Source organism: Microcoleus sp. MON2_D5, assembly GCF_036701905.1.
Lineage (GTDB): Bacteria > Cyanobacteriota > Cyanobacteriia > Cyanobacteriales > Microcoleaceae > Microcoleus.
Genome location: NZ_JAUBRM010000025.1, coordinates 1 through 25,318, shown reverse-complemented (window position 1 = coordinate 25,318; position 25,318 = coordinate 1). Strand labels below are relative to the sequence as shown.

The 25,318-nt window shown below is 47.5% G+C and carries 19 protein-coding genes; 12 read left to right on the top strand and 7 right to left on the bottom strand.

Annotated elements, in window-relative coordinates; translation table 11 throughout:
• Positions 1-374 precede the first annotated feature (374 nt).
• Entirely contained in the window at positions 375-3,143 is a 2,769-nt protein-coding gene (locus tag QUA47_RS11345; protein WP_333430810.1) for an HAD-IC family P-type ATPase, read from the top strand.
• Positions 3,144-3,240: 97 nt separating this feature from the next.
• Here QUA47_RS11345 and QUA47_RS11340 read toward each other — a convergent pair whose 3' ends face one another.
• A complete protein-coding gene (locus QUA47_RS11340; protein ID WP_333430809.1) occupies positions 3,241-4,518 on the bottom strand; it encodes a leucine-rich repeat domain-containing protein in 1,278 nt (425 codons plus the stop codon).
• Between the two features lie 694 nt (positions 4,519-5,212).
• On the opposite strand from QUA47_RS11340, the gene QUA47_RS11335 reads away from it, so the two are divergent.
• The 4 genes from QUA47_RS11335 (at position 5,213) to QUA47_RS11320 (ending at position 10,815) form a co-directional block, all read left to right on the top strand.
• Complete coding sequence (locus tag QUA47_RS11335) at positions 5,213-6,607, top strand: CmpA/NrtA family ABC transporter substrate-binding protein (RefSeq protein WP_333430847.1); 1,395 nt, start codon at positions 5,213-5,215, stop codon at positions 6,605-6,607.
• Between the two features lie 79 nt (positions 6,608-6,686).
• Positions 6,687-7,529 (top strand): nitrate ABC transporter permease, encoded by an 843-nt coding sequence (gene ntrB, locus QUA47_RS11330; protein ID WP_333285718.1) that lies wholly within the window; start codon positions 6,687-6,689, stop codon positions 7,527-7,529.
• Positions 7,530-7,784: 255 nt separating this feature from the next.
• Positions 7,785-9,785, top strand: coding sequence for a nitrate ABC transporter ATP-binding protein (locus QUA47_RS11325; protein WP_333407439.1), 2,001 nt, complete (start codon positions 7,785-7,787; stop codon positions 9,783-9,785).
• A 184-nt stretch (positions 9,786-9,969) separates the two neighbouring features.
• Positions 9,970-10,815, top strand: coding sequence for a nitrate ABC transporter ATP-binding protein (locus tag QUA47_RS11320; RefSeq protein ID WP_333430808.1), 846 nt, complete (start codon positions 9,970-9,972; stop codon positions 10,813-10,815).
• A 460-nt stretch (positions 10,816-11,275) separates the two neighbouring features.
• Here QUA47_RS11320 and QUA47_RS11315 read toward each other — a convergent pair whose 3' ends face one another.
• The 3 genes from QUA47_RS11315 to QUA47_RS11305 form a co-directional block, all read right to left on the bottom strand.
• Positions 11,276-12,640, bottom strand: coding sequence for a DUF6745 domain-containing protein (locus QUA47_RS11315; RefSeq protein ID WP_333430807.1), 1,365 nt, complete (start codon positions 12,638-12,640; stop codon positions 11,276-11,278).
• 232 nt (positions 12,641-12,872) lie between these two features.
• The gene (locus tag QUA47_RS11310; protein WP_333430806.1) at positions 12,873-14,036 is read right to left on the bottom strand and encodes a DUF6745 domain-containing protein; all 1,164 of its coding nucleotides are present in this window, start codon (positions 14,034-14,036) and stop codon (positions 12,873-12,875) included.
• Positions 14,023-14,316 carry a hypothetical protein gene (locus tag QUA47_RS11305; protein ID WP_190733711.1) on the bottom strand — a complete coding sequence of 98 codons (294 nt, stop codon included), beginning with the start codon at positions 14,314-14,316 and terminating at the stop codon, positions 14,023-14,025. The genes QUA47_RS11310 and QUA47_RS11305 overlap by 14 nt, the downstream gene beginning before the upstream one ends.
• A gap of 212 nt (positions 14,317-14,528) precedes the next feature.
• Here QUA47_RS11305 and QUA47_RS30980 point away from each other — a divergent pair, with 212 nt between their 5' ends.
• Positions 14,529-14,705 carry a DUF6888 family protein gene (locus tag QUA47_RS30980; protein WP_445302505.1) on the top strand — a complete coding sequence of 59 codons (177 nt, stop codon included), beginning with the start codon at positions 14,529-14,531 and terminating at the stop codon, positions 14,703-14,705.
• Complete coding sequence (locus tag QUA47_RS11300; RefSeq protein ID WP_333430805.1) at positions 14,705-14,911, top strand: DUF6887 family protein; 207 nt, start codon at positions 14,705-14,707, stop codon at positions 14,909-14,911. Before QUA47_RS30980 ends, QUA47_RS11300 begins: the two co-directional genes overlap by 1 nt.
• 59 nt (positions 14,912-14,970) lie before the next feature.
• On the opposite strand, the gene QUA47_RS11295 is transcribed toward QUA47_RS11300, so the two are convergent.
• Together QUA47_RS11295 and QUA47_RS11290 are read right to left on the bottom strand one after the other, a co-directional pair.
• Positions 14,971-15,552, bottom strand: a complete 582-nt coding sequence (locus QUA47_RS11295; protein ID WP_333430804.1) for a Uma2 family endonuclease — start codon at positions 15,550-15,552, stop codon at positions 14,971-14,973.
• 150 nt (positions 15,553-15,702) lie between these two features.
• Positions 15,703-18,573 carry a diguanylate cyclase gene (locus QUA47_RS11290; protein ID WP_333430803.1) on the bottom strand — a complete coding sequence of 957 codons (2,871 nt, stop codon included), beginning with the start codon at positions 18,571-18,573 and terminating at the stop codon, positions 15,703-15,705.
• Between the two features lie 508 nt (positions 18,574-19,081).
• Here QUA47_RS11290 and QUA47_RS11285 point away from each other — a divergent pair.
• The 5 genes from QUA47_RS11285 (at position 19,082) to QUA47_RS11265 (ending at position 25,024) form a co-directional block, all read left to right on the top strand.
• Positions 19,082-19,765, top strand: a complete 684-nt coding sequence (locus tag QUA47_RS11285; protein ID WP_333285699.1) for a class I SAM-dependent methyltransferase — start codon at positions 19,082-19,084, stop codon at positions 19,763-19,765.
• Between the two features lie 321 nt (positions 19,766-20,086).
• Positions 20,087-20,632 carry an RNA 2'-phosphotransferase gene (locus tag QUA47_RS11280; protein WP_333285698.1) on the top strand — a complete coding sequence of 182 codons (546 nt, stop codon included), beginning with the start codon at positions 20,087-20,089 and terminating at the stop codon, positions 20,630-20,632.
• A gap of 71 nt (positions 20,633-20,703) precedes the next feature.
• Positions 20,704-21,912 (top strand): AAA family ATPase, encoded by a 1,209-nt coding sequence (locus QUA47_RS11275; RefSeq protein ID WP_333285696.1) that lies wholly within the window; start codon positions 20,704-20,706, stop codon positions 21,910-21,912.
• Between the two features lie 581 nt (positions 21,913-22,493).
• Positions 22,494-24,704 (top strand): PAS domain S-box protein, encoded by a 2,211-nt coding sequence (locus QUA47_RS11270; RefSeq protein WP_333430802.1) that lies wholly within the window; start codon positions 22,494-22,496, stop codon positions 24,702-24,704.
• A 26-nt stretch (positions 24,705-24,730) separates the two neighbouring features.
• On the top strand, positions 24,731-25,024 hold the full coding sequence (locus QUA47_RS11265) for a TIGR03792 family protein (protein ID WP_333430801.1): 294 nt from the start codon (positions 24,731-24,733) through the stop codon (positions 25,022-25,024).
• 11 nt (positions 25,025-25,035) lie between these two features.
• Here QUA47_RS11265 and QUA47_RS11260 read toward each other — a convergent pair whose 3' ends face one another.
• Positions 25,036-25,212, bottom strand: a complete 177-nt coding sequence (locus QUA47_RS11260; protein WP_333430800.1) for a hypothetical protein — start codon at positions 25,210-25,212, stop codon at positions 25,036-25,038.
• Between the last annotated feature and the right edge of the window lie 106 nt (positions 25,213-25,318).

Here is a 25,318-nt window from a genome sequence, read left to right as displayed (position 1 = left end):
GCGATCGTCCGTGGAGCAGCCCAGGAGGAGGAGAGTGGGGGAGTGGCAGCATTTTTCTTTTGCCTCCTGCCTTATTCCCTATTTCTTTAACCACACCTAAAATTTGCCAAATGTCAAGGGACTCGATCGACTTTTCCCCATCTTAGCCACCAAGTCCCAAACAAGATCTAGCGCCGGAAAAAATTCCCCAAATCTCTTGCCACAAACGGCCACATCCGTTGTAATATAGATGTAAGTCACAGCCCGTTAAAGTAATCCACAAACAATTAGGCCGCTCAATATATTCACGCTCCAACGAGCGGTGAGTTGTATTGAGCGTGCCTATTAATGAGCGATCGAAGTTCGTCAGACACCCCAAATATCCAGGAAGAATCATGCCATCAAGATCCGCCAACGATGTAGACGTAGCAGAGCAATATTGGCACTACCTAGAAATATCCAAGGTTGCAACTATCTTAGGAACCAACCTGGAAAGCGGTTTAGAACCGACAGAAGCCAACCATCGCCAACAGAAATTCGGGCCCAACGAACTAACGGTTAAAGCAGGGAAACCCGCCTGGTTAAAATTCATCCTGCAATTTAACCAACCCCTCCTGATCATCTTGCTGAGTGCAGGTTTAATCAAAGCAGTGATCGGAGAATGGCTAAACGCTAGCGTAATTTGGGGGGTAACAACCACCAACGCTACTATTAGTTTCATCCAAGAAGCTGGAGCCGAGAAAAAAATTGAAGCCCTAGCCCAAGCTGTCACCACCGAAGCCACAGTCATTCGGGGCGGCAAAAAATTAAGAATTCCCTCCAAAGAACTCGTAGTTGGTGACTTAGTAACCCTGAGTTCCGGCGACAAAGTACCCGCAGACTTGCGCTTAGTGAAAGTGCGCGACTTGCAAATCGACGAATCGGGACTCACCGGGGAATCAGTTGCTGTCGAAAAAGAATTAGGACAATCTGGAGACTTGGTTCTGCCACAAGAAACGCCGCTAGCAGAACGGGATAACATGGCCTATGCCGGCAGTTTTGTCACTTTTGGCCAAGCTAGCGGCATCGTAATTGCGATCGCCAATAAAACCGAAACCGGCAAAATCTCCCAACTATTAGATCGGCACATCGACCTCACCACCCCCTTAACCCGCAAATTCAACCAATTCAGTCAAAACTGGCTGTTATTCGTGTTGGGAATGGCAACCTTGACCTTCGCTGTCAGATTGGGGCGGCCAGTCCCTGCGGGGGTTTCAGCCTTTAAAGAAGCAGTCGAACCCGCAGTCGCCCTGATTGTCGGCGCAATTCCCGAAGGCTTACCCGCCGTCATTACCGTCACCCTAGCCGTAGGCGTTTCCCGGATGGCAAATCGCCACGCGATCGTCCGCAAATTGCCCGCAGTCGAAACCCTCGGCGGCGCTACAGTCATCTGTTCCGACAAAACCGGAACTTTGACGGAAAACCAAATGACGGTGCAAGAAATCTATTCTGGTGGCGCATCCTACTCGGTTACGGGTAACGGATACAGCCCGGAAGGTGAAATTCAACTCAACCAACTGCCAATTACTGTCAGTCAAGCTCCAACTTTGCAAGAATGTTTGCAAGCCGGAATGATTTGCAATGACTCTCACTTGGAATTTAAAGATGATGATTGGATAGTCGTTGGAGATCCGACAGAAGGAGCGTTAATTGCTGTTGGTAAAAAAGCAGAATTGAGCCAGCAAACTTTAGAAAAGTCAATGCCGCGACTGGATTCAATTCCCTTTGAATCTCAGTTTCAATACATGGCAACTTTGCACCGAACTCCCACTGGTGGCAAAATTTTGTACGTCAAAGGTTCAGTAGAATCCATTCTCGGCCGCTGCGGTTCCAGTCTCGACACTCAAGGAAATCCGGTAAAAGTCGATCGCGAACAAATTCACCATCAAGTCGATGAAATGGCAAAGCAAGGCTTGCGCGTCTTAGCTTTAGCGAAAAAGCCAGTACCCCAAAGCCAAAATTCCGTCGATCACTCGGATTTGGAGTCAGGCCTGGTTTTCTTGGGACTGCAAGGCATGATTGACCCGCCGCGGGCAGAAGCGATCGCAGCCGTCCAAGCTTGTCAAACCGCCGGCATCCAAGTCAAAATGATTACCGGCGACCACATCGCTACAGCCAAGGCGATCGCCCGCCGCATGGGATTCCGCAAAACGAAACACCACAGAGAACTTGTAGCCTACACCGGCGCTCAACTCGCCGAAATGAGCAAGCAGGAACTCGGCGAAGCCGTAGAAGCCGGCTCAGTTTTTGCCCGCGTCGCCCCAGAACAAAAACTCCGCCTCGTAGAAGCCTTGCAGCAAAAAGGCGAAATCGTGGCGATGACGGGAGACGGCGTTAACGACGCGCCAGCCCTCAAACAAGCGGATATCGGCATTGCGATGGGCAGCGGTACGGAGGTTTCTAAGGAAGCCGCGGACATGATCCTGACTGACGATAACTTTGCGTCGATCGAATCTGCTGTTGAAGAAGGGCGATCTGTTTACAAAAATCTGCTCAAAGCAATTAGCTTCATTCTCCCAGTCAACGGCGGGGAGTCAATGACAATTTTGCTCAGCACGCTCCTAGGTCGAGAATTGCCGATTTTGTCGCTGCAAATTCTCTGGCTGAATATGCTCAACTCGATCACCATGACTGTGCCTCTGGCTTTCGAGCCCAAGTCAGTGGGAGTCATGAAACAGCAGCCCCGACCGGTCAACGAACCTTTTCTCACCGGAAATCGGATCAAGCGGATCATCGCTATTTCTCTTTACAACTGGACTCTGATTTTCGGGATGTTTGAATGGGTGCGCCAAGCGGAGTGGGGAACTTTGGAACTGGCCCGCACGATGGCGATTCAAGCTTTGGTAATGGGGAGAATTTTTTACCTGTTGAGTCTCAGCCAGTTGTTGCCTTCTTTGGTTGCTAAGTTTAGCGGTTCTAAGGAAGAAGTTAGCGGTGCTCCCGCCCTCGGTGTGGGAATTGTCCTGGCGGTGATTTTGCAGATCATCTTTGCTAATTCTCCGTTTGTCAATCGCATATTTGAGACGGCTCCGATGAACTTGGATCAGTGGCTGATTTGCTTCGGAGTCGCGCTACCGATGATCGGTGTTGCTCTCTCCGTCAACCGCTTTGATCCGCCCAACTAATTCACCATTAACCTGTATGGTGCGTCAGGCTTGTGGTGAGCACGATAAACTCGGATTTTCCCACTGACGCACCCTACCGCCTGTAAAGTTTTAGCATTTAATTTAAGGGTTCCCAATGACAGATAGACTCTGGTTTGAGGGGACAAGTTTTGGGAGCGATCGGATTTCCGTTGAGCCCGAGTTCAGTCAGGTTAGTCAAAGATGCTAGCGGTTTGATGTCACCGATCTGATTGTTGACGAGCCGGAGATAAGTCAGGTTAGTCAAAGATGCTAGCGGTTTGATGTCGTTGATTTCATTGCTGTCGAGCCTGAGATCGGTCAGGTTAGTCAAAGATGCTAGCGGTTTGATGTCGTTGATTTCATTGCTGTCGAGCCAGAGATCGGTCAGGTTAGTCAAAGATGCTAGCGGTTTGAGGTCATCGATCTGATTGTGGCTGAGGTTGAGCTGTGTCAGGTTAGTCAAGGACGCTAGCGGTTTGATGTCATCGATCTGATTGTTGTTGATCCAGAGTTCAGTCAAGCTAGTCAAGGATGCTAGCTGCTTGATGTCACCGATATGATTGTTGTAGAGGAAGAGCTGTCTCAGGTTAGTCAAGGATGCTAGCGGTTTGATGTCGCCGATTTGAGTTTTGTCGAGCCAGAGCGAAGTCAGTTTAGTCAAAGATACTAGCGGTTTGATGTCGCCGATCTGATTGTAGCTGAGGTTGAGTGAAGTCAGGTTAGTCAAAGATACTAGCGGTTTGATGTCACCGATCTGATTTTCGCTGAGCCAGAGCAAAGTTAGGTTAGTCAAAGATACTAGCGGCTTGATGTCACCGATCTGATTTTTCCAGAGCTCTAGACGCTTTAGGTTAGTCAAAGATGCTAGCGGTTGGATGTCACCGATTTGATTTTCGCCGAGGGAGAGTACAGTCAGGTTAGTTAAGGATTCTAGCGGTTTGAGGTCGCTGATTTTATTGCTCCTGATGTCGAGATCGATCAGATTAGTTAAGGATTCTAGCGGTTTGAGGTCGCTGATTTGATTGAATGTGAGGTCTAGATCAGTCAGGTTGGTCAAGGATTCTAGCGGTTTGATGTCGCTGATAGAATTGTTGATGAGGTCGAGTTCAGTGAGACTCGAAAGTTTCCGATCGGCCTCATCACAGTTTGTAGTCTCAGCTTTTTTCAACAGCACCTCAACAGTATGTTTAGCTTCAGGACTCAAATCAGCTTTTTGGCGACACCAATCAGCAAATGTTCGTCTACTGTTGGACGATCGCGTTTCGGCGGCATCAGCAGATAGTCCACTTCCACATAATGCTAGGACGATCGCGCTACAAGTAACTGCGATCGATCTTTGTAAATTTCTGTGTTTGTCTGCAACTATAAGTGACATGATCTTGTACCTCTAATATTCTGAACTCTCAAGTTTTAGCCTTTAATATTTAGTTTGGTAAATTACTTACGATTAAGCGCCAAATTTCGTCCACCAATGAAAACCAGTTAACCCTTTTAAAACAGCAAAATCTTATAATGTTAATTATTTCTGTATAATACACTACAATTAACTCTGAAAAAAGTAGAGAGATATTAACAAAGTAAATGTGCGCTGGTAGCGATATTTGTCGCTTATTGACAATAGATTTGAATGACCCCCGATCGCCATTCGCTACAACCTTTAGCCCGCAAGTCTTGGTTTGAACCAGTTTTGATAAGCAAACCGGCTCGCCCTTCCCAACGGTTCCTTATCGATATCGTTATCCTAAAAGATTTACTTATCAGTCAAATTTAATAATTGTTTTAGAATTTCTGCAATAGTACGGTAGAGTTAATTATCAAGCCAAGAAAATGTGCTGCTCGCTTTTTGGGAGATCGCACAAGTCGGCCGATCGAAATATTGAGTTAATCAAAAAAGTCAAATCCGCAGGGATAGTTTAAAGACTTATGCTAGCGATAAATCTTTTGCTCCCTCCTGCCAACCTGCGCTCAAAACAGTTCGCTAAATTCCATTAGCTAACAGAAAAAAAGCGCATTGATAAACTTCAGTGAATGTTGTTACAGAAGATTATGAATTGCAGCGAGGCTATGCTATGACAAGATTTTCAGATGAATTTTCTGCGCTTTCTCGGCGTAAATTTATCCTCAAAGCAGGTGCATCTGCCCTGGGTTCAATACTGCTCAAAGGTTGTTTGGGAAATCCCCCAGAACCCGGTGCAACTGCCGGTGCTGACGGCGCGATACCCGCAGCTACCTCAGTAGTGGCTGTTGCCAACGAGAAAAGAGTCGAAGGAATTGAAAGCACTAAAATCACATTGGGGTATATCCCGATCGTCGAAGCAGCACCTTTAATCATTGCCCAAGAAAAAGGCTTTTTTGCCAAATACGGCATGACTGAAGTCACGATTGCTAAGCAAGCCAACTGGGGCTCGGCAAGAGATAACGTAGAAATCGGATCGGCAGGCGGCGGCATTGACGGCGGCCAGTGGCAAATGCCCATGCCTTATCAAATTAGTAAAGGTCTGATCACCAAAAACGGCGTCCAAATCCCGATGTATGTTCTGGCCCAGTTGAACACTCAGGGAAATGGAATTGCGATCGCGGCCAAACACCAAGGCAAAGGCCTCGGACTTAAACTAGATCAAGCGGCCCAAGACTACATCAAAGGCCTCAAACAAGCAGGCACGCCCTTCAAAGCAGCTTACACCTTCCCCAAAGTTAACCAAGACTTGTGGATTCGCTACTGGTTAGCAGCTAACGGCATCAATCCCGATACAGATGTCGAACTGCTAACAGTACCGGCCGCCCAAACTGTCGCCAACATGAAAACCGGAAGCATGGACGGTTTCAGCACCGGCGACCCCTGGCCGCTGCGGATTGTCAAAGAAAACATCGGCTTCATGTCCGCCCTCACCTCCGAAATCTGGAAAGCACATCCAGAGGAATATCTAGCAATTCGCGGCGACTGGGTAGACAAACACCCCAAAGCCACCGAAGCCATACTCGCAGGACTAATTGAGGCCCAGCAGTGGTGCGACAAGCCCGAACATCGAGCCGAATTGGTCGCCATTGTTTCTGGAAGAAACTTCTTTGACGTATCTCCCACCGTTTTGACGCCTCCTTATGAAGGCAAGTATGTCATGGGCGACGGCAAACCAGACATCAACGACTTCAAGAGCAGTCCGCTGTACTGGAAAGACGACATTGGCAACGTTTCCTATCCCTACAAGAGTCACGATTTGTGGTTCTTAACCGAAAGCGTTCGCTGGGGTTTCTTGCCAACAAAAACCTTGGCAGATTCTAAGACAATCATCGATAAAGTCAACCGAGAAGATTTGTGGAAAGCCGCAGCAAAATTAGCCGGAGTTGCTGATGCTGACATTCCGAAAAGTACGTCTCGCGGCGTTGAGAAATTCTTTGACGGTACAGAATTTAATCCGGCTCAGCCAGAAGCTTACCTCAAGAGTTTGGCAATTAAAAAAGTGTGATGGGGTCTTAGCTTCGCATAATTTAGTCTCGAAATTTAGTCTCGAAAATATACACCACCAGACATAGGAGATTACCAGCATGGCTGTAAGTACAAGTCGGAGAGGCGGCAATGCACAAGGAGCTTTTGGCGAGTTTTGGAAGAATAATTCCCCGAATATCTTGCCACCACTTTTGGGAGTAATTGGATTTCTGTTAGTTTGGCAGTTCCTGTCGAGTTTGGGAATTATCAAATTGCCGGGGCCGATCAGCGTTTGGACGGACGAACGGACGCGGATTTTGTTGCTGTATCCTTTTATGAACTCCAAAACCTACGGAGTCGGCTTATTTTGGCAGACTTTGGCGAGTTTGGAACGGGTAGCAAAAGGCTACACTCTCGCGGCCGCTGTGGGAATCAGCATGGGAGTTGTGGTAGGTACGAATCCCTTTTTGAACAAGGCTTTAGATCCGATTTTCCAGTTTTTGCGGATGGTAGCGCCTTTGGCTTGGGTGCCGATCGCCCTGGCTGCACTGCAACAAAACGAACCTGCTGCTTTGTTCGTTATTTTTATCACTTCAGTTTGGCCGATTTTAATCAACACGGCTGAAGGTGTTCGCCAAATTCCCGACGATTACAACAACGTGGCGAAAGTGCTGCAACTTACTCGAAAGGAATATTACATCAACATCTTGTTTCCGTCGGCGCTTCCTTATATCTTCACAGGATTGAGAATTGCGATCGGTTTGGCTTGGCTGGCGATTATTGCTGCGGAAATCGTGATGTCTGGGATTACGGGTATCGGCTTCTTTATTTGGAATGCTTACCAGCAAAACTACATCAGCGAAATTCTGTTAGCGGTGTTCTACATTGGGGCTGTTGGTTTGTTGCTCGATCGCATGATGGCTTGGTTGCAGCAAAAGATTGCTCCTAGTCAAGGAAAGTAGTTTTGAGTTACTTCTTTGATGCCGGAAGAATTAGGATTATTTAACCGCGAAGACGCGTTAGCGAAGCGGCGCGCAAGCGCTAGGACACGAAGGAAGAAGAGGGAAGAAGAGCGAAGCAGTAGATAATCTTCTACGGGTAACGGAGTCACAGTATTTATGCTTCCCGTCTCTCCCTCCACTCTACTTCTAGGCTCTGCCTGGGAAGTTAATTAGCAGCTATCGAAATAACAAACCTACAAAAAAGGCAAGAAAATCATGTCTGTTTTGATTGCAGTAGAACAAGTGGAAAAAGTTTTTAATTTATCCGACGGTGGCACATACATAGCCCTCAAAGGCATCGATCTGGAAATAAAAAAAGGCGAATTTATCTCATTAATTGGACACTCCGGCTGTGGCAAATCTACGCTGCTCAATATGGTGGCAGGTTTGGATTTGCCGACATCCGGATTGGTGACAATTGAAGGGCAAAGAATCACCCAGCCAGGCCCCGATCGCATGGTAGTATTCCAAAACTATTCGCTGCTACCGTGGCGGACGGTCAGAGAAAATATTACTCTAGCTGTAGATTCGGTGATGAGTGGCTTACCCAAGGCGGAACGCCTCGACATCATTCAAAAACACATCGATATGGTGGGCTTGGCGCCCCACGCCGAGAAGCAACCCGCACTGCTATCAGGCGGACAAAAACAGCGCGTGGCGATCGCCCGTGCTCTGGCCCTGCGCCCCAAACTGTTACTCTTAGACGAACCCTTCGGCGCTTTGGATGCTTTGACTCGCGGCAACTTGCAAGAAAAGTTGATGGAAATTTGCCAAGAGTACGAAATCAGCGCCCTGATGGTAACGCACGATGTAGATGAGGCCGTGTTGCTGAGCGATCGCATCGTCATGCTCACCAACGGCCCAGAATCGAAGATTGGCGGCATTCTCGAAGTAGACATCCCCCGCCCCCGCAAACGGATGGAAGTAGTCTCACACCCCAGCTACTACGCTCTACGCAGCGAAATGATTTACTTCCTCAACCAGCAGAAGCGGGTGAAAAAACTGCGGGCGCGGAAAGTACCCGCGATCGCCCGCCACGGTCTAGAAAAAGTCAACCTCGAACTCGGCTTTATTCCGCTGGCAGCCTGTGCTCCCCTCGCTGTCGCCAAAGAAAAAGGCTTTTTTGCCAAGCACGGTCTCGATGAAGTCCACCTCGTGCGGGAAACAAGCTGGCGCGGCATCGTAGACGGCATCGCCGCAGGTTACTTAGACGCAGCTCAAATGCCCTCTGGGATGGCGGTGTGGTTGAGCTTGGGGGGCCACCAAGAGAAGCCGATTCCGACGGTTACAGCCCTCACCATGAGCCGCAATGGCAACGGAATTACCCTCGCGAGGCGCTTTTACGACCAAGGGATCTACACTCTGGCCGACTTTAAAAAAATGCTCCAGAGAACGCCCGCGCAAACGCACCGTATGGGCATCGTTCACCCTTCTTCGATGCACAACTTGTTGCTGCGTTACTGGCTGGCTTCCGGCGGCATTGACCCGGATCGCGATGTGTTGCTGAAAAATATCCCTCCAGCCCAGATGATTGTTGACTTGCAGGGCGGCACTATTGACGGTTTCTGCGTCGGCGAACCTTGGAACTTGCGGGCATCGATGGAAGGAGTCGGCTTTACGGTGGCGACAGATTTGGAACTGTGGCCCGGACACCCCGGGAAAATTCTCGGAGTTCGGGAAGACTGGGCAAATGCTTATCCCAACACTCACATTGCTCTAGTCAAAGCTTTGCTGGAAGCTTGCCACTATTGCGCCGATCCAAATCACGCCGCCGAGGTTTCGGAAATTGTCGCGGGAAGGGAATACGTCGCTACTGATAAGAGTTACATCCAACTAGGCGACCCGAAATCTGTTGCTTGCAACCTCGATACTCCGATGCGGGAATACGCCCACCACTTGTTTTCTGGAGAGGGGGTGAATCGCCCAAGCCGCACCGAACAACTCTGGCACATGGTGCAGATGGCGCGCTGGGGCGATACTGTGTTCCCGCGCAACTGGGTGGAAATTCTGGAGCGGGTGGTGCGAGTCGGTGCGTTCAGCACGGCGGCGCGAGAGCTGGGGATGGCTGATATTACTTACACTCGCGGTTCTCTCAGCTTGTTTGACGGCTCGGTGTTTAATGCTGACGATCCGATCGGCTATCTCAACAATCTGGCGATTAAACGCGATTTCACGATGGCGGAAGTTGTACTCGATTCCGGCCGCAGAGCTGCTTAGAGCGGTTTTTTGTTCGATAAAAACAGGGTAATTGCTAATAGTTAGTTGTTGGTTTTTAGCTGTTAATTGCTAGTGAGCAATTCCCTCTTCATGACCTCCGTTACATCCATTAAATTCCGTACATTGCTCGTTGCCGAACTTCCTTCTTTCTTTGCGAATCACCCACTCACAATTTCCTAAACCCATGCTCAACACCACTAAAAACCAGACGAACACCAAAACTCAAATCCAGCGGGGAAAAGACCGCCGCCAACCTTTTTTGGTGATGGACAATGTTTACAAAGAATATCCAAACGGTTACAGGGCTTTAGAAAACGTCAATCTGAATGTAGCTGAGGGAGAGTTTATTACTCTGATCGGACACTCGGGCTGCGGCAAATCAACACTGTTAAATATGGTGTCGGGTTTTAGCCATCCGAGCCAGGGCACCGTGTCGATTAACGGGCAGCGGATTACGAAGCCGGGCCCCGATCGCATGGTGGTGTTTCAGGGTTACGCTTTGCTGCCTTGGCGGACGGTGTTTGAAAATGTTTATCTGGCGGTTAATGCTGTATTTCCGAATAAGTCGAAGGTGGAAAAAAATGCGATCGTCAAAGAACATTTGGCGATGGTGGGATTGACAGAAGCTGCTGAGAAAAGACCGCCGCAAATTTCGGGGGGGATGAAGCAGCGGGTTTCTATTGCCCGCGCCTTGGCAATTCGCCCGAAAGTGCTGATTTTAGACGAACCGTTTGGTGCTCTGGACGCAATTACTAAGGAGGAATTGCAAGAAGAGTTGCTGAAAATCTGGAACGATCACCGCTGTACGGTGTTGATGATTACTCACGACATTGATGAAGCGCTGTTTTTAGCCGATCGACTGGTGATGATGACTAATGGCCCATCGGCGACAATTGGCGAAGTTTTGGAGATTCCTTTTCCGCGTCCGCGCGATCGGGTTCAAATGATGGAAGATCCGGAATACTACAATTTGCGGAACTACGCCCTAGATTTCCTGTTCCGTCGCTTTGCACACGATCACGATGCCTAATCGGTTGGGAAATCAAAGTTAAAGAGGAGAATTATGAGACTTCTGGAAAAATTTTAATTCTTGTGCGGAGTAGGGGTTGGGCATCCTGCCGGCCCAAGACGAGCTTTTTTGCAGAAGTCTATTGAAAAGTTGAAGCCCCAGTGTTCCCCGGTTTCAGGGGAACATCGCTAGGGGCGCAATTTTCCCGATCCGGTTGGGTAAACTGAAGCTGAATGGTGGGCGATAAGTTTTTTCGGACGTTCGGATCTTTTTCCGATATTTTACGTCTACCAGCCAAGAGACCCGATTGCCTAGCTGTCGGTAAGCTGGCATGAACTGAGCCCACCTTCGACCGAGGGTGGGCTTCTTCTTCATGTTATTAACCGTTTTTGGGCGATCGGTGGTTTGTGCATTCCACCCTGTGAACTGGCACACTGCGGGGCATTGATTTGTGTTGGATGGATTAGGCGAGCGAAAATCTTTAAGTTTGCACGCTAAATTCCTCTGGATCGATATCCCAATTTACCCAACGAATTGCTTCTTTAGCAGATGTCACATCAGGCGGCACTCGCAAAGCGTGAATAAATCCCGTACTCGGACAGGTCATTTTTAACAAATAAATAGGTTCTTTTTTAGGAGGATTACCATCGCCACCGAAATAAACAGGATCGAAAAAAGTAGGGTCTAAATCATCAGGATCGAAGCCATCAATATCAGCATCAATTCTTAGCAGCGTGTATTCTTTCCAGCAATCTAATTCTGTTGCCTGTAATTCAGAGCAAATTCTCGCGTAGCCAATTCCCTGAATTAACGCTCGCCGAACTTCCGCATTGTCTTCCTCTAAAAGCCAAGTCGCTTGCCAGCGATCGGGGTGAATTTGTCCGTATGCTTCGGGCAGTGTTACTCCGTGATATGAGTATAGTTTGTAGCCGTCGGAAAATTCAATTGCCGATTCTCCTTCTGCGTGAAGGCGATGTTCGCTGTCGAGGCAGAGTTTGGTTGGGCGATCGCACACGTAGCAAACATCATAAAACGCAAAAATCCAGCCGCATTCTGTTAAAAGCTGCTGAAAGCATTCTAAGGCTTTCTGTGCCCCAGGTTTGAAAATAGTTCCGAATGTAGAAACACAAAGTTCTGCCACGCAGATTGTACCCAACAAGTATGGCGGAATAATGGGTCTTGAGCGGTTCCTGTAGTCCGGAAAACCTCCTCTCAATTCTTGTTCTAGCTGCCCCTCCCATCTCACTAATTCATAATCACCATTCCTATATGTGATTAAGCACTCATGTTTTAGCTTTTTCTGAAGTAGATTGATAAAATCAGTTCCCTGAGTGAGATGTTGCTGTTTTTTTAACTGTGCTATGGCTGCATGAGGGCTAGCGCAAATAATAACGTTAATACTTGTCTCACCGACGGCTGCACAGGCAAATTCGATCGCTGCTGCCGCACGGGTGCGATCTATTCGCTCTGTAGAACTGGCGATAAATTCCCACTGGGATTGCAGGGAAGTCATCTTTGATATTGGATTGTTTTCCAGCCACAAATCGATCAAATTAGTCAGAGATTTCAGGGGTGTTATGTCTGATATTTGATTGTTTTCCAGATGCAGCCATTCCAATTTAGTCATAAATTGCAGGGGTGTTATATCGGATATTTGATGGTTTACCAGATGCAGCGTAGTCCTCTTTGATAGTATCCGATCGGCTTCATTGCAATCACAAGTGCCAGCCTGTTTTAACAGGACTTCAACTGTATGTCTTGCCGATTCTGAAAGACTATCTTTGTGCTTGCACCATTCGGCAAAGCTGCTGAAATTAATTGGTTGGTTTGCTTGTGGTTCTGGCATAATAAATTCTGACTCAAGTTTGGTAAAATTTCAGTCCGGCAGGGGTTTAAACCCCTGCCTCACAGCTTAAGTCGGTTGAAACCGACTGAAATTAAATGGTTAGATCGCGATCGCGTACAATATTTGTTGTCTATTTATGCAGCGTTACGATCTGAACAGTCAGTTAAAACTGACTTGAGCTTTGAGCCTGGGGTTTAAACCCCAGGCTGGCTATCATGGCGATCGAAAATCTTTAAGTTTGTACGCTAAACTCCTCTGGCTCGATTCCCCAATTTACCCAACGAATTGCCTCAAGAGCCGTTAGCGAAGCCCTCGAAGAGGATCGCACATTTGGCGGCACTCGCAAAGCGTGAATGTGTCCCGTACTTGGACAAGTCATTTTTAACAAATAAACTGGCTTTGCATTACCCACCCAATCAAAATCATCGTCAAACTCGATGCTTAATAAAGTGTATTCCTGCCAACTATCTAATTCTGTAACCGCTAATTCTTGACAAATGCGATCGTAAGTAATTCCCTGAATTAACGCGCGCCGAACTTCCGCATTCTGTTCCTTCAACACCCACTTAGACTGCCACTGGTGCGGGTGCAGCCTACCGTACCATTCCGGCAAAATCACGCCGTGATAGGCGTAAATCGAAACACCGTCGGCAAATTGTACCGCTGGTTTTCCTTCGGCGTGCAAGCGGTGGTTGCTGTCTGCGGAAAGTGCGATCGGCTTTTCACAGACAATGCAAACTTTGTCATAGGGATAAATCAAGCCGCAATCCCGGACAATCGATTGAAAAACTATCCAATTTCTGCCGCAGGAATGAGGTAAATTTAGAACGGAAATGCAAAAATCCAAGAAACTGCCATAAGCAGCCCACAATACTGGTTGAATGCAATTACTGAATAGTTTTGTTCCTAATCTTTGCCAGTAAAAGTCTCGACTCGGCTCATTGAACACCTCTTCCGGTGGCAATTCGCTTGCTATTTTGCCAGATAAATAATTGCGGTGCGCCTCCCACATTTGCGTTTGCAGTTGAGTATAAAGTCGAGCTGACCGTTCTGTTTGCAGTTGGTTTTGCAGTTCGGTTTCTAGTTGGCTTCCCAAATAACCCCGCAGTTGTTTTTCTAGCGGGCTGCGAAGTTTTGTCTCGAATTGGCTCCGCAGTTCGCTGCTGGGATTGTCAAATCGACTGACGATTAGATCCGCAGCTTCGTAGGGGCGATCGACAAAAATGATTTCCGGTGCTTTTTTGCCGATCGCACTGTAAGCCGATTTTATTGTTTCCGCAGCTTGCGAGCGATTTATCGGGCCAGTGGAAAGCGAGATCGCTCTCCACTTTTCCCGATAAACTGGAATCAAAGCTGCTTGTTCAGGCGTTAGTTTTTTAACCTTAGTCTGCGACATACCTCCAACCTTGCGGCTCATATTCGCGCTGAATTCGCACCATCCAATTACCTTGGGGAATTGCGATCGCATGGTGTTCTTCGTGACTCAATAAAGCTGTGGGTGAAAGCACCCGCAAGTACAGAGTGCCGTCTTTTTCGTACAGTTCAGCTTGTCCCTCAATAATCTGGTGAGAATGTCCGGTGACTTCACCTTCGGCGAGAGTTAGGTGAGGTTTTTTTTCTCCTTCGATTTTCGGTACGGGCGTGAGAATTACGTCGCCTTGTCGGATGGGCTGCATAGGTTTTTTCTAAATTTTGTTTGCTGGTGTCGATCGATCGAGCTTTTCTACCGTAACTCAATACTACATTTGTAATACATGGCTGTCAAGAGCCACAAACCAAATTCCATAACTCTTTGCTGCACTGACAGACGTTATCTTGGAAGGTGAAAGTGCGATCGCAGACAGAAATGCTACAGTAGATGTTAGTTTCGAGAAAGTTTTAGGTTTGAATGCCTATTTACCCGTCGCTAGAGGGTTTGTATCGAATCACTTATTGCTTGACATATTTGGCATCGCAACCTATTCACCTCATCTGTGTTGACGATAGAAGCAAAAACTTGTTCGTAGTGGCTAGAGATGACGAGGAAATTGAGATTGAAATTGCTCCAAATGGGCAGGTATTTTAATGAGCCAAGTAGATTATACTGCAATATCCGAGGGAGAATTGAAGCGTTATTTTCTTAAAAATCGCGAGGAGAAAGCTGCACTGCAAGCCTACTTATACAGGCGAAAAAAGCGATCGAATTCCATCATAATAAAAGTGGGAGATTCGGATTTCGATACTAAGATTGGGGCAGCCATTCGCCAGCAAATGAAAGAAGACAAAGATTAGTCTTGTATCCTAACAATATATTTATAAATGGGGGAGCGATCGCCCAAACCAGTTTTTCTCTAAACCGCAGAAATCCCGCGCCGAAACTCCTTAACTGCTTCAACCCTAGAAGCCATCAGCAAGCAGCGAGACAGCAGGTTGATGTCTAAACCGGGCAGAAATTCACTTTTTTCAATTTTTTCATATCCGTGCGATCGCAAATGATACAGACCAAATACTCCGTCTTCCCAAAACCAAACTTCGGGGACTCCTAATGCTTGGTAGCGATTCAATTTGCTTTCTCCCCCACTGGTAAACACTACTTCGATGGCAAGATCGGGGGTAATACCTGTTGACTTGCCAATTAAAAAAGATTCATCAGCTTGTACTGAGACTTCCTGTCCCTTCTCTTGGGTAAAGCTACCCAACGGGTTAAATTCAATGTCTTTTTCCACAAAGTAGTCCATCAGCAAACTTGCGATCGTCCTGCTGAAAGATTCATGTTCTTGCGAAACTGCCCAGATTTCTACGTCACCTTTGAAATAAAAAAGTCGGATGCCGGGGGAGTCAGAAAATCCCTGCTCGATTAGCTTGAATTGTTGCCAATCAATCCCGGAGTGAATTAGGTGCTGGTCTTTTGGTTTGTCTAATGTTGCTGTCATGGCACGACCTCCTTTAAACATTTTATAGCAATTTGAATTGGCACAAGTTTGCCAGCACATTGGTAGGGTGCGTCAGATCCAAAAAATCTGTTTAAGTGGTCGAAACGAATCGATCTCTGATACACCATACAAGTTGATTTAACTATTATATTATCCTTCAACTGTGGCCACCGAAACTCGATCGCGCCCTGATTCTTTCGCCCGATAAAGCGACTCGTCGGCGATCGCAATTAGCGCCCCCGGGTGCGAGATCGGCGCCGGAATGCAGCAAGCTACACCCAAACTCAGCGTCACGTATTCGCTGACAGCAGACTTAGCGTGAGGTATGTGCAAACCCCGCACCTGTTGTGCGATCGTTTCAGCTACGCAAGTCGCACCTTCAATATCCGTATTCGGCAAAACTACTACAAATTCTTCTCCACCGTAACGCGCTACTAAATCTGCCGGTCGCTTTACCGAATGTTGGATAACCGCCGCCACTTGCCGCAAACATTCATCCCCCGCTTGGTGACCGTAAGTGTCGTTGTAAAGTTTGAAATAATCAATGTCGCACATAATCAAAGACAGCGGTGCTTCTTCCCTTGCCAAACGCCGCCATTCCGTCTCGAGGTATTCATTAAAAGAGTGGCGGTTTCTTACCTCAGTCAAACTGTCGTAAGTTGCCAAATAGTGCAAGGCTCTATTCACCGTTTCTAACTGCTTTTTCTGCTGCTGCAACTGACGGTTGAGTTCCGCCAACTGCTGTTCGGCTGCGTGCGATCGCAACAAATTTCTCACCCTCGCCAGCAATTCCCTCTCGTCAAAAGGCTTTGAAATATAATCGTCAGCACCCGCATCCAAACTTTCGATCCGAGCTTCCATCCCCGATCGCGCTGTCAAAAAGATTACCGGAGTCGATTTCAATTCTGGCGTGTTCCGAATCTCCTTAAGCAAATCCAGCCCGTTTTGTCTGGGCATGATTTGATCGCTCACAATCAAATTTGGCTGCAAACTTTTGGCTTTTTCTAAACCTTCAACTCCGTCACTCGCCACGGCGACTCGATAGTACGGACTCAATAAAGTTTGGAGGTAAGCCACCAAAAAATTGTTGTCTTCTACTACCAGCAACAGCGGTAATTCTTGGCTGTCAGGTGTTAATTGTTCCCCATTATTTTTGTCCTCAGAACTGTTAGGTTCCGGCAGCGGGGTCTGGGGTCCGCTCGCGCCGACATTTCCCGCTCCCCACTCTCCGGCGCTGAATCCAGTCAGTCCCGCCAATTGGGCGATCGCGCTCACCAACTGATTCGCTTCCACCGGCTTCGACAAATGCCTCTGAAACCCCGCCTCCAGCGCCGATGCCGAATCTTCTTCCTCGATGCCTCCCGTCAGCGCCACCGCCGGCAGCAGTTCCCTGTGTTCGGACATTTCCATTGCTCTGATGCGGCGGATCAAATCGCAGCCGTCTGCTCCCGACACCTCCATATCGCTCACCAACACGTCGGGCCGCGACTGTTGCAACTCGGCCATCGCTTCGGCGGCGCTACCCACCGCTGTTACCTTGGCTCCAAATGCTTCGAGGCCAGTTTTGAGAAATTTTCGGATCTCGGCGCTGCTTTCCACCACCAGGACTTGCTTTCCCGCTAGGGGTTTGGAAACCGATCCCGGTCTGCTTTCACTTTGGGCGATCGCAGCAGTGCGATCGTCGGGTGCATTTTTGTTGGGGCTCGGTAGCAGCACCCCAAAGGTCGCCCCCTGACCGAGGCCGGGACTCGAAGCCCAAACACTTCCCCCGTGCAGTTCCACTAACTGCCGCACAATTGAGAGCCCCAGCCCAAGCCGGTGCTGTTCCTTGCTCTGGAAGCTGTCTGCGGGGCGGAAGTAGTCAAAGATGTGCGGCAGAAATTTGGGGTCGATGCCGCAACCGCTGTCGCTGACCCGAATCAAGACGCCGGACGGACTAGGCTCGATCCGGACTTGAACTGGGTTTGGTGTCGATTCTGGAGTGAATTTGATGGCGTTGGTAACGAGGTTCGCGACTACTTGCTGCAAGCGTTCTGCATCTGCCAAAATGTAGCCTACGGCGGGGTCGCAATGTTTTTCTAGGCGGATGTTTTTAGCCTCGGCGTCGGGACGGAGGGTATCGATCACAGATTCTACGATCGACGGGAGGTGAACTCGGCTCATGTTCAGGCACACTTTCCCCCGCAGCAGCCGCGAGAGGTCGAGGAGATTGTCTATTTGCCGGTTTTGTAATTTGGCGTTGCGCTCGATGATTTCCAAAGCGCGGTTGGTGGTGGCTTCGTTGAAATTGCGCGATCGAGCTAGCTGCGCCCATCCCAAAATCGCGCTCAGGGGCGATCGCAGTTCGTGGGAGGCGATCGCCAGAAATTCGTCTTTTGCCCGGTTGGCTTCGGCTTGGGCTGCTTCAACGGCTTTGCGATCGGTGATGTCAAATCCGATCGCCAAATACTGACAGGGTTTTCCCTTACAGTCCAACAGTGGAACTACTGCTGCGTACACCCAATAATCAGTTCCATTCTTGGCTTTATTCTTAATGTCTCCTTGCCAAACTTCACCTTTGGCAACAGTTGATAGGAGATTTTTGATTATTTCCGAAGATTTATATTCCGAATGGAGGATGCCGAAGTGCCTGCCGATTAGTTCAGCCTGGGAATAGTTGGAGATGGAGCAAACTCGTTCGCTGACATAGTTGATAATTCCTCGCGCGTCAGTTCTCACCGCAAGTGCCGATCGGTTGATCACTCTTTTAAAATCTAAACATTCTTGCAGCAAGGAATCTACCTCTTTTGTGGTAGAAAATTGATCGAGCCTATCGGACGCATTTTGTTGCTGGCGATCGGGCTTATCCTTACTCCGTTGTTGGATTTCCATGGCTTTTATTTTCCCCTGACGGCTGACACCTAATCTAATCGCATCCTGATTCATTATCACAATTTTCTTTCCCGCACCGACGGGTGTAATATTTTGTATCTCTTCATCTTCCTGAAAAATTGGCAGGTACCACATCCACTCGGGAGTCAATTCAATTTTTGTTTATAGTTGGCTAAAGTTTGTCAATCTGAGGACTGATTTTTTCAGATCTAGCCGATCGTCGGCTGCTCGCTCATTCGTTTGTATCTTTTATATTTTACTAGGGGGAATCACTGAGAAATTTATGGTGTGGAGCACACACCGACAGTTGCATTCTTGTTTGAAACGGGTATCATAGCCGTCAACTTTTTTCTCACAATTACTCCTAGTATCTGGCACAAAGTCTCGTCTTCGGCAGGCTTTCGAGTCTGTGGCATTCTGCCTCATCTGCACTGAAGGAGATATATGTGCAGGGCTAGACCGTTCCCAGATCGGGGGCTGGTTTGGGCGCACAAAGTCCCTGTCTGGCGATCGTCCGTAACTTCTTTTAAATTATTTTATTCTATATCTTGACAGGTATGTAAATTTTTTGTATTATATCTGTAATATACCTTCAGAGAAGAGAACCGCCCAACTGCATTGACGCACTCAACTATTAACAATTTGAGGAAAATCGTCTGTGAATTTAGACGCTGTACGCGAGCAATTTGAACAAAGAGCTTTTGATTATGACGGCTTAATTCCGCGCCTCATTCCGCGATATCGCGAGCAACACGATGTAATATTGCAGTTAATCCCTTCTGAAACTAATGGTAACATAAAAGTTCTGGATTTAGGCGCGGGAACGGGCATACTGTCGGCTAGGATTCTGCAAGCATTTCCTCAAGCAAAAGTTCTAGCCTTTGACATCGCCCAAAATATGCTGAAAACTTGCCAAACTAACTTGTCCGCTTTCCGAGAACGGCTGACCTTGCAGCAAGGAAACTTTGCCGAAGATGATTTCGGCAGCGGTTACGATTTGGTAGTTTCAGGGTTGGCGATCCACCACCTCGACAGCGCAGGCAAACAACAGCTATTTCACAAACTTTTCCACTCGATGAATCCAGGGGGAATCTTGCTAATTCGAGATATTGTGACAGGTGCTACTCCCCGGCTGACTCAGCAATACGAACAGTTGTGGCGGCAGTACATGAAAGCTAACGGAGAAGACGATGCAGCCTGGTTTCAAAAATATCTCGAAGAAGATATTCCCTCCTCTGTGGAAGAGCAGACAAAGTGGCTTGCACAAGCAGGTTTTGCCGACGCAGGATGTCACTGGCGCTATCTAAATTTTGCTATTTTTGGCGGCGTTATTCCAAGGTAGAAGGCATTCGGCAAAAGGCAAACTTTTTGATAATTATCAAAAGATAAAGCTCGTGGAAAATGGCACACCGAATACTTTTTTACTCCCGGACGCAGAACCTAATTATGTAGGTGCTGAAGCGCGCACATTACCACCTGAATTAGCGCGTAAAACTATTTTTTAGATCCGGGAAGCCTTCTCCTAAACCTGTAGAGGCGCGTTCACTCAAGCGCCCTCTGGCAGTGCAAACAGATTCAACAAACCCGCCTCCCATCAACGATACAACCCGCTAGTGACATTTTGTAATAGGGGATTTAAAAGCTCAATAAATAAAGTAAAATTATGAACGATGCTCGATTAGTAAAAATTAGCCGATATCTCAGCAAACACCTGCGCCACGCCCCATCGCGCATCGGCATTGAACTCGCTCCCGGTGGCTGGGTTACTGTTAGCGAACTCCTCGATGCGTGCCAAAAAAATAACTTTCCAGTTCAGCTTGCAGAACTCAAAAAAGTAGTCGCGCAAAACGACAAGCAGCGCTTTTCATTTGACTCCACAGGCACTCTAATTCGTGCCAATCAAGGACACAGCGTAGAGGTTGACTTGCAGTTAGAACCCGCTGTTCCCCCAGATATTTTATATCACGGAACAGGTAGCACTGTTGTCGAGTCTATTCTCAGTCAAGGAATTAGGAAAATGTCGCGGCATCACGTTCATTTGTCCGTGAATATCCAGACGGCGCGCCAAGTAGGTGCAAGACATGGCATCCCGGCAGTCTTTAGTGTAGATGCCGCAGCCATGCAACGCGACGGTCATACATTTTACTGCTCGGCAAACAAAGTTTGGTTAGTAGATTTTGTGCCGCCCGCTTATCTCAAAATAAGTTGATAATTTTCACTTTTTTTGTAGAATGTGTACCACAAAAACTGTAAAATAAGAGTAAGTAGGAGTTTTGCAAAATGAGTGCGGAAGATATGGGCGATCGCGAAAACAATTTTCATCAAAACAATTCTCCAAATAGAGGTCTGCTAGGCTCGGGTTGGCGACCTTTTTACCGTCAATTAGATTGGGAACACCTGGTACATTTAGCGTCTAGCGACCCCTTAGAACTAGCTCAAAAAACTTTAGGGGCAGCTAGCGACATTGCCGATGCAATGGGACGACACCAATATACTTGGTGGGCAAATATGTTAAATGTATTTTCGGAAAATACTCGCTACGAAATTGATGAATTTTGGGATTACATTACTCCGCAGCCAGTTTACCCGGATTACCGCTACAAAGACGTTTTAGTTACCGAAACGCCTGTGGTGCAATTGGTCAGCCGCGCTAGCATTCCCATCGACTACGTTCTTAACAAACTCCAAGAGATTACTGTTTTCAAAGTTCTGGATTTGCTAGGGAAACCGGATGCAATTACCCAGTCTTTTATGGAGCGACATTTTTCTTATCCTCCGGAGCGATTTATTAGCTGGGAACGCTTGGAAGTTTTGGGTACTGTTTATGCTTCTTGGGCTCGATTCGGCTGCTGGCTGCAAATTGACAGCTACGACAGGGGAAGACGCTGCTACACTCTAATTTGCCAAGATATTGCGCCGCTCGTTAGCAAGGCAACTTATAATTTAGCGGTGATTCTGGGGGGGTACAAAAGCCGCGTCGGACAGGTTCACAGCCAGTTCCCAATTCGCACTTTTTCTGCGGAGGTTCAAAGTTTTACCGATACAATTCAGCAGGCAATTTTGGATCAAAATCAGTTGGCTGTTTTGGTCAGTGGCGAACCGGGTACGGGCAAAACTGCTTGGACGCAAGCGGTAGCAAAGGAAATTTTAGTGCCGCTAGGTTATGTGATTTTTATCTTAGACCACGATGCTGTGGAAAATTTTGTGCCTCCGAGTTATTTAGAGCGGATTTGTATTATTATCAACGAGGCTGATAATTTGGCTCAAGATAGATCGACAGCAGAAGCCCAACGCACTAACAAAACTGAACACATTTTGAGTTTGCTGGATGGAACTTTGTATCAAAGCGTCATCGACGAACACGGCATTCAATTTCAGCAAAAACTCGTAGTTTTGATGACTTGCAACACCACTGAAAGATTAGATCCTGCAATGTTACGCAAAGGGAGAGTGGATTTTACCAGTGAATTTACGCACAAATTTGTTTGAGCGCTCTCTTGCATTCTCAAGCTATCTGGCGATCGCACTGGCTACACGATCTCAACCATGTTCGATGTGGGGTTTTCAATTAAAGAATTGGGAATGACTGAGGAAGCTCATGGTTTGGAGCGCGGGCCTACAGTTGCATTCTTTTGGGAACTTGTATAAAATACCGAACAATCACCAGGAAATCTTCTGAATATCAAAGTTTGGGGCAAACTTTCTTGAGTACCTATAGACCATGGGTGTCAACAATCGCCTAAAACCCTTTGTCTCTCTCGTTTTTTGCCTAGTGTCGCTGCCCTCTTGCGCCCCCGCACAGTCGGGGCAGGCAAGAGATCACTCCAGTCTCCTCCGACTATTCGGGGGCGCGGGCGCGATCAATGCCTAATGGTCAAACAGCAAGCGGGCACTAGCTTTGGTCTTAAGTTGATAGCAATGCCTATAGACATATCCCCATCAAAAATGATATCAATGATGGGTGAGACCCTCTAAGGATATCGACCGAGAGAGCACATCAGGGGAAAACAGCATTTTTGGTCTCAAACAGAATTTTTCAGACTTGACAGCTATGGAGGAAATCCCAAACCGTGCACACTAAGCCAGTTCAGCAAAAAAGTCAGGGACTGGGAAGGTACGTTGACGGGACTGTCCCGATCGCCCAACAACCCGCAGAGGCAGCCGTGTCCGAGAGTAAAGACCGATTTCGGCGGTTTGTGGAGCGCTCCGCCGAGGCCGTGGCAATGGTAGATTGTGAAATGCGCTATCTGTCGGTTTCTCGTCGCTGGGAAACCGATTGGGGGTTGGGCGACGGCGAGGCCATCGGCCGATCTCATTGGGAACTGTTCCCGAATCTCCCGGAATATTGGGAGCAAAATGCCCAGGCTTGTTTGACGGGAGTTTTGGAATACAGCGAGTTTGTGGCAGGGCGATCGATCGCATCTGTATCAGGAAAAACCGCAAGCGGCTCTGTCAGCGAGTCGGTAAAATGGGTATTTCAGCCTTGGACAAATAGCGAAGGTGCGATCGGCGGTTTGATTTTGTTTGCATCTAAGATAGCTGAGGCTCCCGCTCAAACTAATTGCTTTAATAAATTTCAGTCCGAGCTCAAAAGCAAGCAGTTAGAAACTATACCGCAACTAACTCAAATTGCCCTCGAAAATGCTGCTGATACAATCTTTTTTACTACGTCCGACGGTCAAATTTGCTACGCGAACAAAGCCGCTTGCCATCTTTTCGGCTACTCGGAATCGGAACTGCTAAACATGAGGGTTAGCGACATCGATTCGCAGTTGCCAGCATCGGATTGGCGAGAACACTGGGCTCAACTGAAGCAGCAAACCAACCTCACTTTTGAAACCACTTACAAAACCAAAGACGGCCCCAGTTTTCCCGTTGAAGTTAAAGTCAATTATATAGAATACGGCGGCTGCGAATACCGCTGCGCGATCGCCCGCGACATTTCGGATCGCCAAGTAGCAGAATCAGCGCTTTTAGAGGCGAAAGAGCAACTTCAAGCGGTTTTGGACGCCGTGCCGGGATTAGTTTCTTGGGTAAGTTCCGATTTGCGCTACTTGGGAGTAAACCGACATTTAGCTACCGCTTACAAAATGCCTGCCGAACTATTTATCGGTCAAAAAGTAGGTTTTTTAGATACAAGTCCCAAATTTAACGATTTAGTATACGATTTCTTTGCCAACCATAAAAAGAAGACATCTCAAGAAGTAACAGCGAGCATCAGAGGAGAAAATAAAACTTATCTAATTGTCGCTCAAAAATACCATAACAGTACGGCGGCGGTATTTGTCGGATTGGATATTACAGAAAGCAAACAGTCTCTTTTGGCTTTGCAAGAATCCGAAGAACGCTTGCGACAACAAGCGGCTAAATTAGAGCAGACGCTGTTAATTTTGCAGCGAGCTCAAACTCAACTGATTCAAACAGAAAAGATGTCTTCCCTGGGGCAGTTGGTAGCAGGAATAGCGCACGAAATTAATAATCCAGTTAGTTTTATTTCCGGCAATGTCAGCCACGCCACCGGCTACATTCAAGAACTGCTGCGAGCGATCGACCTTTACCAAAAGTATTATCCCCGTCCCGTGCGGGAAATTCAAGATTTGATGGAAGAATTAGACTTAGACTTCATCAAAAAAGACTTGCCAAAACTGCTAAATTCAATGAAAGTCGGTTCGGAAAGGATTCGCGATGTCGTGCGATCGCTCCGCTTGTTCTCGCGTACCGACGAAGCCCAAATGAAGCCTGCTGATATCCACGAAGGTTTGGACAGCACTTTGCTGATATTGCAAAATCGCCTGCAAGCTAAAGGAGGACGGCCGGGGATTTCTCTAGTTAAAGAGTACGGAGATTTGCCGCAAGTTCACTGCTATGCGGGACACTTAAACCAAGTGTTCATGCACTTGTTGACAAATGCGATCGACGCTTTGGAAGAAGGGGGGAGACATCACGCAAAGTATGGTAAAAATCAAAATCAGTCTTACTTGTCTTCAGCCAGGTCGAGCTCTGAAATATTCACTCCCGAAATTCGGATTCGGACCTCCGTGGTAGGGGAAAACGAAGTTGCGATCGCCATTAGTGACAACGGCCCTGGCATGACTGAAGAAGTCCTCGACTGCATCTTTGACCCTTTGTTTACCACTAAATGTCCAGACACGAGCACTGGTTTGGGTCTAGCAATATCCCAGCATTTAGTAGTAGAAAAGCACGGCGGTAAGTTGCACTGTGTTTCGCGTCCGGGAGAGGGAACGGAGTTGATAATTAGAATTGCCATCGGCAACGATTAATGGGCTGTTTACGGATAGGAAATAATATGGTTATTGAGTGGCTTAAATTTAAAGTACCTCAAGAAAAGTGGGAGCAGTTTATTCAGCGAGATCAGGAAGTTTGGACGGCGGGACTAAAAAGTTGCGACGGTTTTTTAGGCAAAGAAGTTTGGGTAGATCCGGTGGAAAATGAGGTGGTGATGTTGATTCGCTGGGAAACTAGGGAGAAGTGGAAGTCTGTGCCACAAAGCACAATCGACGAGTTGGATGCCAAAATGGGCGATTGGCAAATTGCGATCGCGGAAAGTCGCGAATATCAAGTCCGCAAGTTTTTGCATTAGTTAGTCAGCAGTCAGTTGATCGTGTTAATTTTTAAAAGATTAATCATGAGTTTTACCTTGATTGTACCGCAGACATCTATTTGGTATTTGGTGTGAAGGGCGATCGCTCTTGGTAGAATCATCGCAGTGTTTGGTATTTGGTGCGAGGGGCGATCGATCTTGATGCGTGAAAGGCGATCGTCGGTCATCACAAAAAATAAAGGGCGATGTTATGCGATGCAATACGGTTCAGTTAAGGGCTAGGCAGTGCTTAAAACAATAAATACAGGAGGATTCATTATTATTCCAGTACCT

Bases quoted from the DNA above. Each gene is read 5' to 3' on its own strand.
- QUA47_RS11280 (WP_333285698.1), top strand. From the start codon at position 20,087: ATGAACGATGCTCGATTAGTAAAAATTAGCCGATATCTCAGCAAACAC.
- QUA47_RS11315 (WP_333430807.1), bottom strand. From the start codon at position 12,640: ATGCCAGAACCACAAGCAAACCAACCAATTAATTTCAGCAGCTTTGCC.
- ntrB (WP_333285718.1), top strand. From the start codon at position 6,687: ATGGCTGTAAGTACAAGTCGGAGAGGCGGCAATGCACAAGGAGCTTTT.
- QUA47_RS11295 (WP_333430804.1), bottom strand. From the start codon at position 15,552: ATGACAGCAACATTAGACAAACCAAAAGACCAGCACCTAATTCACTCC.
- QUA47_RS11335 (WP_333430847.1), top strand. From the start codon at position 5,213: ATGACAAGATTTTCAGATGAATTTTCTGCGCTTTCTCGGCGTAAATTT.
- QUA47_RS11265 (WP_333430801.1), top strand. From the start codon at position 24,731: ATGGTTATTGAGTGGCTTAAATTTAAAGTACCTCAAGAAAAGTGGGAG.
- QUA47_RS11340 (WP_333430809.1), bottom strand. From the start codon at position 4,518: ATGTCACTTATAGTTGCAGACAAACACAGAAATTTACAAAGATCGATC.
- QUA47_RS11320 (WP_333430808.1), top strand. From the start codon at position 9,970: ATGCTCAACACCACTAAAAACCAGACGAACACCAAAACTCAAATCCAG.
- QUA47_RS11345 (WP_333430810.1), top strand. From the start codon at position 375: ATGCCATCAAGATCCGCCAACGATGTAGACGTAGCAGAGCAATATTGG.
- QUA47_RS11325 (WP_333407439.1), top strand. From the start codon at position 7,785: ATGTCTGTTTTGATTGCAGTAGAACAAGTGGAAAAAGTTTTTAATTTA.
- QUA47_RS11310 (WP_333430806.1), bottom strand. From the start codon at position 14,036: ATGTCGCAGACTAAGGTTAAAAAACTAACGCCTGAACAAGCAGCTTTG.
- QUA47_RS11300 (WP_333430805.1), top strand. From the start codon at position 14,705: ATGAGCCAAGTAGATTATACTGCAATATCCGAGGGAGAATTGAAGCGT.
- QUA47_RS30980 (WP_445302505.1), top strand. From the start codon at position 14,529: ATGCCTATTTACCCGTCGCTAGAGGGTTTGTATCGAATCACTTATTGC.
- QUA47_RS11305 (WP_190733711.1), bottom strand. From the start codon at position 14,316: ATGCAGCCCATCCGACAAGGCGACGTAATTCTCACGCCCGTACCGAAA.
- QUA47_RS11275 (WP_333285696.1), top strand. From the start codon at position 20,704: ATGAGTGCGGAAGATATGGGCGATCGCGAAAACAATTTTCATCAAAAC.
- QUA47_RS11260 (WP_333430800.1), bottom strand. From the start codon at position 25,212: ATGACCGACGATCGCCTTTCACGCATCAAGATCGATCGCCCCTCGCAC.